The sequence below is a fragment of the Pseudomonas sp. FBF18 genome, from assembly GCF_024261405.1.
GTDB lineage: Bacteria > Pseudomonadota > Gammaproteobacteria > Pseudomonadales > Pseudomonadaceae > Aquipseudomonas > Aquipseudomonas palmensis.
Genome location: NZ_QKRS01000010.1, coordinates 1 through 12139, shown reverse-complemented (window position 1 = coordinate 12139; position 12139 = coordinate 1). Strand labels below are relative to the sequence as shown.

Sequence of the window (12139 nt, the reverse complement as noted above, 5' to 3'; positions counted from 1 at the left end):
GAGCCCCGTCATGACCGATCGCCGCACCCTTCTCAAGTACGCCGGCCTGCTGGCCGCCAGCCTGCCGCTGGGCAGCCAGCTGTTGCCCGGCGCCCTCGCCGGCCCGTCCCTGCTCGGCAGCGGCAGCGGCAGCGATGCCTGGGCCGGCTTTCGCAGCCTGTTCGAGCTCGACCCCGATTACGCTCATTTCGCCAACTTCCTGATCACCTCCCATCCCAAGCCGGTGCGCGATGCCATCGAAGACTATCGCGCAAAACTCGACCGCCACCCCGCGCAATGGGTCGACTGGGAAACCCAGGCCGAATGGAAGCGCGAAGGCGAAGTGCGCGACTGGGCCGCCCGCTACCTCGAGGTCAAGCCACGCCAGATCGCCCTCACCGGCAGCACCACCGAGGGCCTGGGCCTGATCTACGGCGGCCTTAAGGTGGCCGCCCACCAGGAGATCCTGACCACCGAACACGAGCATTACTCCACCCGCAACAGCCTCGCCTACCGCGCCACCCGCGAGGGCACCCAGGTGCGCAAGATCCGCCTGTTCCGCGACCCGCAGCGGGTCTCGGACGACGAGGTACTGGGCAACATCGCCGCCGCGATCCGCCCGTCCACGCGGGTACTGGGCATGACCTGGGTGCACTCGGGCAGCGGCGTCAAACTGCCCATCGGGGCCATCGGCGAGCTGGTACGCGAGCGCAACCGCAACCGCGACGAGCAGGACCGCATCCTCTATGTGGTCGACGGCGTGCACGGGTTCGGCGTGGAAGACATGCGCTTTGCCGACCTAAAGTGCGACTACTTCATCTCCGGTACCCACAAATGGATGTTCGGCCCGCGGGGCACCGGCATCATCTGCGCGGCCTCCACCGAGCTCAAGGACCTGGTGCCGACCTTCGCCACGTTTTCCGAGAACGAGGACTTCGCCACCATCATGAGCCCCGGCGGCTACCACGCCTTCGAGCACCGCTGGGCCCTGGGCAAGGCCTTCGAGTTGCACCTGCAGGTGGGCAAGGCGCCGATCCAGGCGCGCATCCACGGGCTGAACGACTACCTCAAGCAACGCCTGGCCGAGTACAAGGCGATCGAACTGGTCACCCCGCGCAGCCCGCGTCACTCGTCAGGCTTCACCTTCTTCCGGGTCAAGGGCCAGGACGCCGACGAGGTGGCCGCGTACCTGACTCGCCACCGCATCGTGGTGGATGCGGTGTCCCGCGACGTGGGCCCGGTGGTGCGCGCTGCGCCCGGCCTGCTCAACACCGAAGCCGAAATCGATCGCCTGATCAGCGTGCTGGGCCAACGCCTGCGTGCCTGATCGCGCCCTTTCATCTTGTAGCCAACAGCTGACGGAACCTGCCATGCCTCACCATCGTTCAACCCCGTACCCGCGCATGTCGCGCACCCTTGCACAGCTGTCGTGCAGTGCCGCGCTCGGCCTGGCACTGTGCGCGGGCGCCCACGCGGCAGATTCCCCTCGCCAGCCGGGCCAGGTATTCACCGACTGCAAGGACTGCCCCGAAATGGTGGTACTGCCCGCCGGCAGCTTCACCATGGGCACCGAGCCCGGCGAGACCGGCCGTGAGGACGACGAAGGGCCGCTGCACACCGTGACCTTCGCCAGGCCCTTTGCCATCAGCCGCTACCAGGTCACCGCCGGCGAGCTGGACGCCTACATCCGCGAAACCGGGGTGAAGATCGCCGACGGCGACACCCGACCCGGGCGCGCCTGCACCGCCAGCAAGCCGACCTACAAACAGGGTCCCCGCCAGCCAGCGGTGTGCGTCAGCTACTTCGACGTGCAGGACTACGCCCGGTGGCTGTCGAAAAAGACCGGCCACACCTACCGCATGCTCAGCGAGGCCGAGCGTGAGTACGGCGCACGCGCCGGCTCGCGCGGGCCGTTCCCGTTCCCGTTCGATGACAACGACGAAAAAAAGTACAGCATCGCTCGGCACGCCAACACCTACGGGCCTGCCGACGGCTATTCGTACACCTCCCCGGCAGGCAGTTTCCCGCCCAATGCCTTCGGCGTGTACGACATGCACGGCAACGTCTACGAGTGGGTCGCCGACTGCCTCAACACCAGCTATGAAGGCGCCCCCGCCGATGGCAGCGCGTGGCTGACCGGCAACTGCGACATCCGAATCATGCGCGGCAATGACTGGGGCGAGGCGCCGGTGTTCTCGCGCTCGGGCAACCGTAACAGCCGCGCCCCCGATGTACGCGGCGACTACCTGGGTTTTCGCGTTGCCCGCGAGCTCTGACCGCCCCCTCAACCACGTGTGATTCGGGAGACTCGAATGACCAGCAAACCTCGCGGGGCCATCAGTGAACTGTTCGGCCTGCTCAAACCCTTCTGGCCGCTGGTAAGCCTGTCGATCGGCCTGGGCATGCTCGGCGGCCTCAGCGTCACCGCGCTGCTGGCCACCATCAACAGCGCCCTGCACAACGAAAGCGGCCTCACCCAGGGGCTGGTGCTGGGCTTTGCCGGGCTGTGCCTGATGGCCCTGCTCAGCACCATCCTGTCCGATATCGGCAGCAACTACGTGGGCCAGCACATCATCGCCAGGCTGCGCCGCGAACTGGGCGAAAAGGTCCTGGCTGCGCCCATCGACCAGATCGAACGCTACCGCAGCCACCGCCTGATTCCGGTGCTGACCCACGACGTCGACACCATCAGCGACTTCGCCTTCGCCTTCGCGCCACTGGCGGTGTCCCTCACCGTGACCCTGGGCTGCCTGGGCTACCTGGCGAGCCTGTCGTGGCCGATGTTCCTGGTGATGCTGCTGGCCATCGGCCTGGGCACGGCGATGCAGTTTGTCGCCCGCGCCTGGGGCATGCGCGGCTTCGAGGCCGCGCGTGAAGCCGAGGACGACCTGCAAAAGCACTACAACGCGATTGCCGAGGGCGCCAAGGAACTGCGCATCCACCGCCCGCGCCGCCAGCGCATGTTCCTGCACGGCATCCGCAACACCGCCAACCGCATCTGCGACACGCAGATCCGCTCCATCAACACCTTCGTGATCGCCAAGAGCCTGGGCTCGATGCTGTTCTTCGTGGTCATCGGCCTGGCGCTGGCCTTGCAGTCCTGGTGGCCCAGCGCCGACAAGACGGTGATGAGCGGCTTCGTGCTGGTGCTGCTGTACATGAAGGGCCCGCTGGAGCACCTGATCGGCACCCTGCCGATCATCAGCAAGGCACAGATCGCCTTCCGCCGCATTGCCGAGCTGTCCAAGCAGTTCTCCTCCCCCGAGCCCCACCTGCTGCTCGACGACCAGAGCCAGCCGGCCACGCCGCTGCATAGCCTGGTCCTGAATCAGGTGAGCTACAGTTTCGCCCCGGTGCCGGGCAGCGAGCCATTCCGCCTGGGCCCGGTGAACGTAAGCATCCAGCAGGGCGACATCGTCTTCATCGTCGGCGAGAACGGGTGTGGCAAGACCACCCTGATCAAGTTGCTGCTGGGCCTGTACGCGCCGCAGTCGGGCAGCATCGAGCTCAATGGCCAGGCGGTGACGGCGGCCAACCGCGATGATTATCGGCAGATCTTCACCACCATCTTTGCCGACTACTACCTGTTCGACGACGTGATCCAGGGTGACAAGCCGGTGCCCGAGGATGCTGCGCGCTACCTCAGACGACTGGAGATCGACCACAAGGTCAGCATTCGCGATGGAGTGTTCAGCACCACCGATCTGTCCACCGGGCAGCGCAAGCGCCTGGCGCTGGTCAGTGCCTGGCTGGAAGAGCGACCGGTGCTGGTGTTCGACGAATGGGCGGCCGACCAGGACCCGACCTTCCGGCGAATTTTCTACACCGAGCTGTTGCCTGACCTCAAGCGCCTGGGCAAGACCATCATCGTCATCTCCCACGACGACCGTTACTTCGACATTGCCGACCAGCTGATCCGTTTGCACGCCGGCAAGGTCGTGAGCGAACTGCAGCCGGCCTGAGCAAACCTGCCTGCCACAGGCCAGGTGCGTTGCAGCAGGTGGAGAAGCCGGCCTTGCCGGCTCCCACATCGGTTGCAACGCGCCACGGCCTGAATCCAGCGCTGCCACCCCCCTGCGCTAAATCCCGCCCCGCCCACTTCGTCTGACAGCTAGATGCCATCGCCTGAAAGGCAATGAGAAGTTTTTTTATTTCCGGTTTTTCAGCGGTCACGCGTCTTACCCACATTCGAAAAAAACTGCTGACACTTACCTTCCCAACCACTTGAGCCAACCAAGACAAGAGCATCGCCATGCCAACACGACACTGCTTGCAGCCCCTGACCACTGCGTTGCGCCTGCGCCACGCCTTCAAAGCCACGTTGCCCGCGGTCGGGCTGGGCATGGCGTTCACCCTGGCTGCACAGGCGCAGACCCAGGAGTGGCAGCTGGACATCCCCGCCGGCCCGCTTGGCCGCTCGATCCAGGAACTGAGCCATCAGACCGGCCTGCAGATCCTGTTCAACCCCGAAGAGATCAACGGCCTGCACGCGCACGCCGTCAAGGGTCGCTACCCGCTTGAAGAAACGCTGCAGATCATGCTTCAAGGCACCGGTGTGCGCTACAGCGTGCAGGACAACGCCATCTACTTCAGCGGCGCACGCTCGGGGGCCGATGCCGACCAGATCAACCTGGAACCGTCGCTGGTGTCAGGCAAGTTCACTGAATCGGCGTGGGGGCCGGTACAGGGATATGTCGCCAAACGCAGCGCCACCGGAACCAAGACCGACACCTCGATCCTGGAAACCCCGCAGACCATCAACGTGGTCACCCAGGACGAGATGACCGCCCGCGGCGCCCTGTCCGTCACCCAGGCACTGCGCTATACCCCCGGCATCCAGGTCGAGGGCTTCTCGGCACGGGTCAAGGCCTTCGATGAACCCACCTCCCGCGGTTTCAGCCCCACGCCGATGTATCTGGACGGCCTGCACCTGCCCTATGGCGGCGGCAGTACCGGCGGTGCGCTGCAGGTCGACCCCTACCTGCTCGAACGGGTCGAGGTTCTCAAGGGCCCCGCCTCGGTGCTGTACGGCCAGAACCAGCCCGGCGGCATCGTCAACATGGTCTCCAAGCGCCCCGGTGTCGAGCCCATCCACCAGGTGGTGCTGGGTACTGGCAGCTATGATCGGCGCTACGGCGCATTCGACTTCGGCGGCAAGCTCGACGAGCAAGGCACCTTCCTGTACCGCCTCACCGGCCTGGCCAACGACAGCAACTCCGAAGTCGACTATGCCGAACAGAAGCGCATGCTGCTGGCCCCCAGCTTCACCTGGAACATCAACGACGACACCAGCCTGACCTTCTACGGCCAGTACCAGAAAGACAACGACGTGCCCGAGCCCCAGGGCCTGCCGGCAGTGGGCACGGTATTCAAGAACCCCAACGGCAAGCTCGATCGCAACACCTTCATCGGCGAGCCCGGGCTCAACGCCTACGACCGTGAACAGTACGTCTTCGGCTACGAGCTGACCCACCAGATCGACGATGTCTGGAGCCTGCGCCAGAACGCGCGCTACGCCTACGTCGATGACCGCTTCGCCGCAGTGCTGCACGGCTACAGCTTCATCGCCAACCCCGCCACGGGGGTCAACAACCAGCGCTACACCGACCGCTACGCCATCGACTGGAAGCAGACCAACAAGGTCTTTGGCATCGACAACTCGGCCCAGGCCGTGTTCAACACCGGCGACGTCAACCACACCGTGCTGCTGGGCCTGGACTACTACCACTTCAACTCCAAGTTCCTCGGCCGCTACGACCGCAACCCGCCAGGCATCGACCTCTACGACCCGCACTACGGCCAGCCGCTGGACTTCAGCCAGGCAGCCGCCAACCCCTGGGACGACACCATCACCCAGACCGGCGTCTACGTTCAGGACCAGCTGAAATGGAACCGCTGGTTCCTTACCCTGGGCGGGCGCTTCGACTGGGCCAAGATCGATTACGACCACCCGCTGTACGTCAAGCCCTCCACCACCCGCGATCAGCAGTTCTCCGGCCGCGCAGGCTTTGGCTACCTGTTCGACAACGGCATCACGCCCTACTTCAGCTACTCCGAATCGTTCCAGCCGGTGGCCGGCACCGCCAACGTGGACGGCAAGACATTCGAGCCTTCCACCGGCAAGCAGTACGAAGTGGGCATCAAATACCAGCCGCCAGGTTCTGACAGTTTCATCCAGCTCTCGGCCTACCAGATCGACAAGAAGAACGTGCTGACCAGCGACCCGGCCAACCCCGGCTTCAACAACCAGGCCGGCGCCATGCGTTCGGTGGGCTTTGAACTCGAAGGCAAGGCGGCGCTGACCGACAACCTCAACCTGATCGCCTCGGTATCACGGGTCGACGCCGAGTTCACCAAGGACAACGATGGCCTCAAAGGTCGTCATCCGGTCGGCGTATCGCCGCTGACCGCCTCGGCCTGGGTCGACTACCAGATGCCGGCAGACACCGCCCTGGTCGGCCTCGGCTTTGGCGTCGGGGTGCGTTATGTGCGCAGCAGCCCGGGCACCAGCTATGCCTGGAGCGAATTCAACGTCCCGTCGTTCAACGTGTACGACGGCATGATCTCCTACGACCTGGAACGCTCCCCGTTGCACATCAAGGGCGTGAAAGTGCAGGCCAACGTGGAGAACCTGGACAACAAACTGTATGTCACCCGCTGCAGCGGCATGTTCGAGTGCACCTACGGCCAGGGCCGCACGGTGACCGCCAACCTGACCTACGACTGGTAAATCGACACCCACGAAAAAAGGCGCCTCGGCGCCTTTTTGCGTCGAGCAGCCCGCGTACCTCAGGCCGATTGCAGCCAGTGCTCGACCTCGGCATAGATCCCCGCGACCCGCGACGAAATCCCTCCCATGCGCAGGAAATCGTGGGTCAGGCCCTGTTCCACCCGTAGCGTCACGTCGGTGCCCGAGGCCTGGAGGCGCTGGGCATAGGCCTGCCCCTCGTCGAACAGCGGGTCGTATTCGGCCAGGCTGACATAGGTACGGATCATCGGCTCGGCGTGCCCGGCCAGCAACGGCGAGGCGCGCCAGTCGCCGCGCAGGGCCGGGTCGGGGCAGTAGTGGGCGTAGAACCAGCGCAGGGTCTGGCTCTCGAGCAGGTAGTCCTCGGCATAGCGCCGATGCGAATCACGCTCGCGGGTAATGTCCGTGACCGGGTAGAACAGCAACTGCGCACTGGGCGCAAGCCGGCACAGGCCTTGCTGTGCGCTCAGTGCCAGCACCGTGGCCAGGGTAGCACCGGCGCTGTCGCCCGCCACACTGATCCGCCGGCTGTCGATAGCCAGTGATGTCGCCTGCGCCGCCAGCCAGTCGGCGGCATCCAGCGCATCGTTGACCGCCGTAGGGTAAGGGTGCTCCGGCGCCAGCCGATACCCCAGCGCCAGCACCGCATGGGTACCGCTGCTGGCCAGGCGCCGGCACACCGCATCATGCGAGTCCAGGCTGCCAACCACATTGCCACCACCATGAAAGTACAGGATCGCCGGTTGCAGGCCGGGGCCACGTCGAGCATGCCGGTACAGGCGCAGCGGCACCGCCTGGGCATCGCGGCTCGGTACACTCAGCTCGACCACCTGCAGGTCGCCTGGCGGCGCAGGGTCCAGGATGCCCGAGGCCGAGGCGAAGTCGCTGCGCGCCTGCGCTACCTGCAGTTCATGCATGGGCCGGGTCTTGCCGCTCAGGCGTCCCAGTTGAACCAGCTCGAGGAAACCTTCCAGGTCAGGGTCCAGGGCCATCTTCTTTTATCCTTGCCAATCAGTGAACAGAAATGAAAAACCGCCCCGATCGAGGGGCGGCAGGGCTCAGCCAGCAACAGTCAGGTCGTCGGTCAGTCGTCGGCCCAGGCTGGCCAGCCAGTCCGGATGCCTGAGGATGTCGTAGTGGCCGGCGGCGATGGCCAGGTCCTCGACGCTGCCGTCGATGCGTACCCCCTCGGCACGAGCACCGGCCCACCAGCAACAGGCACCCGCGGCTGTCAGCGGCAGCTGGTTCAAGCGCGTCGACAGCGCCTTCAGGTGCATGGCCACGGCAAAGGTGTGCGCCAGCTCCGCGCTCTCGACCTCGGCAAATGCCGAGCTGGGCAGCCCTGCACGCACGCTGTCGATCAGCGCGTGCAAGGTTGCCACCTGCGCACCGGCCGGCACTGCGGGCAATGCCAGATCCGCCTTCGCTGCCTGCAGCACCACGCCCAGGAAGCTTCGCAGATCCTCGCCCCAGTCAGTGTCCGGCTGCGCCGGCGAGGACGTCGGGATGAAGCTGTCGACCAGGCCAAGGAACGTCACCTGCTGCCCCTGGCTTTCCAGCTCCTGGGTCACCAGACTCGCCAGCGCACCGCCCAACGACCAGCCCAGCAGCCGGTACGGGCCCTCGGGCTGTTTCTGGCGAATGTACTGGGCATAGTCGATGGCCATCGACTGCAGCGATTCGTCCACCCAGCCAGGGTCCAGCAGCATGCGGCACTGCAGGCCGTAGACGCTGCAGCGCCCCTCCAGGCGGCGCGCCAGCGGCTCGTAGTCGAACACCGTACCGAAGCCGGCATGCAGGCAGAACAACGCAGGTCCGTGCTCGACCGGGGTGTTGAGCAACAGCAGCGGGTCGAGGTTCTGCTCCTGCAGTGTCGAATAGCCGGACAACTCGCCAATCGTCGGCCCGGCCATCACATCGCGCAGCTTGATTTCGATGTCCAGGTCGGCGCAGGCGCGCACCCTGGACAGCATCTTCAGCACACGCAGCGAGTCGCCCCCCAGCTCGAAGAAGTTATCGTCGATACCCACGTTGTCCACTTCCAGCACGTCCTGCCAGATGCTCGCCAGCGTGCGCTCCAGCGCATTGCGCGGTGCACTCCGGGGCCGGCTGGCCAATTGCGGGGCCGGCAAGGCATTGCGATCGAGCTTGCCATTGGGCGTCAACGGCAGGGCCGGCAGCAGCATGACATGGGCCGGCACCATGTAGTCGGGCAACTCGCTGCGCAGCGCCTCGCGCAGTTGCTCCACGCCAGCGGCCTGGGCCGTGGCCACGACGTAGGCCAGCAGTTGCTTGCTGCCCTGGGTGTCACGTGCAATCACCACCGCTTCGCGCACCCCCGGCTGATTGCGCAAGCGCGCTTCAACTTCGCCCGGCTCGATACGAAAACCGCGAATCTTGACTTGGTTGTCCAGGCGCCCCAGGTAATCGATCACCCCGTCGGCGCGCCGACGCACACGATCACCGCTGCGGTACAGACGGGCACCGGCGGCGAACGGATCGGCCACGAAGCGCTCGGCCGTCAGGGCCGCGCGGCGGTAGTAGCCGCGCGCAACCCCCAGGCCGCCGATGTACAACTCACCGGCCACGCCATCGGGCAGCGGGTTGAGGTCTTCGTCCAGCACATACAGCGTGCGCTGGCCCACCCGCTCGCCGATCGGTGCATACACCGCCTCGCACTGCCCGCTGGCCGGCACCTTCCACAGCATCGGCGTGACCACCGTCTCGGTCGGCCCGTAACCATTGACCAGCCACTGCGGACGCAGCACCCGCTTGACGTCTTCGAACAGCGCTTGCGGCACGGCATCGCCGCCAAAGCAATAGACGCGCACCGGTGGCGCCGGCAGGTGCTGACGCTCGGCGCACTCCACCAACTGCTGCAGGTAGGCCGGCGGGAAGCACGCGATATCGATGCGCTGTGCCCCAAGCACCTGCAAGGTTTGCTCGGCGGTCCACAGGTGGTTGTCACGCACCACCAGGCAGCCACCGGCCTGCAGGGTCGACAGCCAGCGCTCCTGCGCGCCGTCGAAGGCAAACGACATGAACAGCAGTTCGCGGGTCTTCTCGCTCATTTCGTAGCGCTCGGCAATCGCGCGGCAGTGCATGCGGATCTGCCCGTGGCTGACCGCTACCCCCTTGGGCTTGCCGGTCGAGCCGGAGGTGTAGATCAGGTACGCCAGGTTGTCCGGCTGCACTACCACCTGCGGGCAACCGCCCGCCTGGCCATGCAGGTCCAGGCGGTCCAGTTCCAGGGTGCAGGCCACGCCGGCGAAGCGCTGGCTCAGCGTGCTGTGGGTCAGTAGCAGGTGCATGCCAGAGTCCTCGACGATCCAGGCCAGACGCTCCTGCGGGTAGTCGATATCCAGCGGCACATAGGCCGCGCCACTCTTCATCACCGCCAGGAAGGCAACCAGCGTGTGCACCGAACGCTCGAGGGCGATGCCTATGCAGGTTTCGGCACCCGCACCCTGTGCCAGCAGGTACTGCGCCAGACGGTTGGCCTGCTCATCGAGCTGGGCATAGCTCAGTTGCTGGTCGGCGCAGATCACCGCAATAGCGTCGGGACGCCGACCGGCGTGGGCCACGATATCGTCTGCCAGCAACCCAGGGGCCGCGACAGGCAGTGCTGCCAGCTCGTTGCGCCTCTGCAGAAGCCGCGCCTGCGCCGGGGTCAGCATGTCCAGGCTGCCCAGCGTGGCCTGCGGGTTGTCCAGCATTGCCCCGAGCAGGCGTTCGAAGTTGCCCAGAATGGCTGCGGTGGCCGCCTCGGTAAACCGGTTCTGCAGGTACAGGAACTCGACTGTCAGGGTCTGGCCCAGGTTCACCGCAAGGTCCATGGCGTAGTTGGTCACGTCACGGGTACTGGCCTGGCCGAACTGCAGGTCGTTGTTGCTGGTTTCCTGCAGGCGCTCGTCCACCGGGTAGTTCTCGAACACCACGATGCTGTCGAACAGCGCCTGGCCCGGTCGCCCGGCCCAGCGCTGCACATCGGCCAGTGCCGCATGCTCGTGATCACGCAGTTCCAGGTTGTGCCCCTGCAACTGGGAGAGCCAGTCGCTGACGCGCTGGTGCGGCTGCGGGGTCTGCACCACCGGCAGGGTATTGATGAACAGCCCAAGCATCTCGTCGGCACCCGCCAGCGTCGCCGGGCGCCCGGCAACGGTGGCGCCGAAGCACACGGTGCGCTGCCCGGTATAGCGCTGCAACAGCAGCAGCCATGCAGCCTGCACCAGGGTGTTCGGGGTCACCCGCAGGTGCTGGGCCTGGGTGCGCAGGTGCTCGGTGCGTGCCTGGTCCCAGCGCAGGTACAGCGCCGCGTGGCCGCCCAGCCCCAAGTCCGGCTGCGGGGCCACGTTGTCGGCCAGCAACGTGGGGCCTTCCAGCTCGGCCAGGTGGGCGCGCCAGAACTGCTCCAGTTGCCCTTGCGACTGGCGTCCCAGCCACTCGATGTAGTCACGGTAGCGTCCCACCCCGGTGTCGCTCGCACGGCCGTGGTACGCCATGAACACCTCGGCGAACAGCCGGGAGCTGCTCCAGCCATCCATCAGGATATGGTGGCAGGTCCACAGCAGGTGACTACGCTGCGCGTCGAGCCTGACCAGGGTCAGGCGCAGCAAGGGTGCCGTGGCCAGGTCGAAGCCTTCGCCAGCGTCCGCCGCAGCCAGCGCCTCGAGGTCCGACGGAGCCACCTGGCGGTCGCGCCAGTCGAGCAGACGCACAGGCAGCTCGGCGTGGCGATACACCACCTGCAACGGCTCGGCCAGTTGTGACGCGGCGCAGAAGCCGGTGCGCAGAGTCTCGTGACGAGCCAGCACGCTGCCCCAGGCCGCAATGAACCGGGCACTGTCCAGGCCATCGACCGATACCGCGATCTGGTTGATGTACAGCGCCGTCTCGGGGGCCTGCAGGGTATGGAACAGCATGCCCTGTTGCATCGGCGACAGCGGGTAGATGTCTTCGACATCGCCCAGCGCTACCGGCAGGCTGTCCAGTTGTGCCTGGGTCAGCCTGGCCAGCGGGAAGTCCGAAGGCGTCACGCCAGCCGTATCGTGTGCAATGCAATGCGCAATCAGCGCCTGGAGTTCAGCGGTATAGGCCTGGGCCAGAGTCTGGATGCTGGATTCGGCGAACATCCGATGGCTGAAACTCCAGCTCAGGGTCAACTCGCCGCCATACACCTGGCCGTTGATCGACAACCAGTTGCCCAGCGGTGCTTCGGAGCTCTGGCTGTCACCGGCAGACTCGCGGGCCGGGGTGAAGAACCCGCCCTCCCCCTGCTCGTCGGCAAAGCTGGCGTCGAACTGGCCCAGGTAGTTGAAGGTGATGCGCGGCACCGGCAGCGCGGCCAGGGCTTCACGGGCCTGCGCGTCGCCCAGGTAGCGCAGCGCGCCGAAACCGATGCCCTTGTCGGGT

6 protein-coding genes are annotated in these 12139 nt (G+C 65.9%); 4 read left to right on the top strand and 2 right to left on the bottom strand.

All coding sequences use genetic code 11. The annotated features are described in order from the left end of the window. Positions 1 to 10 precede the first annotated feature (10 nt). From DN387_RS16455 to DN387_RS16440, 4 genes are all read left to right on the top strand, one after another. A complete protein-coding gene (locus tag DN387_RS16455) occupies positions 11 to 1306 on the top strand; it encodes an aminotransferase class V-fold PLP-dependent enzyme (RefSeq protein WP_054915661.1) in 1296 nt (431 codons plus the stop codon). Between the two features lie 76 nt (positions 1307 to 1382). Next, a complete protein-coding gene (locus DN387_RS16450) occupies positions 1383 to 2255 on the top strand; it encodes a formylglycine-generating enzyme family protein (RefSeq protein ID WP_088515709.1) in 873 nt (290 codons plus the stop codon). 36 nt (positions 2256 to 2291) lie between these two features. Next, entirely contained in the window at positions 2292 to 3941 is a 1650-nt protein-coding gene (locus DN387_RS16445) for a cyclic peptide export ABC transporter (protein ID WP_054915660.1), read from the top strand. A 290-nt stretch (positions 3942 to 4231) separates the two neighbouring features. Then, a complete protein-coding gene (locus DN387_RS16440; protein ID WP_043863163.1) occupies positions 4232 to 6709 on the top strand; it encodes a TonB-dependent siderophore receptor in 2478 nt (825 codons plus the stop codon). Between the two features lie 59 nt (positions 6710 to 6768). On the opposite strand, the gene DN387_RS16435 is transcribed toward DN387_RS16440, so the two are convergent. Together DN387_RS16435 and DN387_RS16430 are read right to left on the bottom strand one after the other, a co-directional pair. Next, complete coding sequence (locus DN387_RS16435) at positions 6769 to 7719, bottom strand: alpha/beta hydrolase (RefSeq protein WP_054915659.1); 951 nt, start codon at positions 7717 to 7719, stop codon at positions 6769 to 6771. Positions 7720 to 7785: 66 nt separating this feature from the next. Beyond that, positions 7786 to 12139 (bottom strand): amino acid adenylation domain-containing protein (locus DN387_RS16430; RefSeq protein WP_254506142.1); only part of this gene is annotated, 4354 nt, incomplete at its 5' end.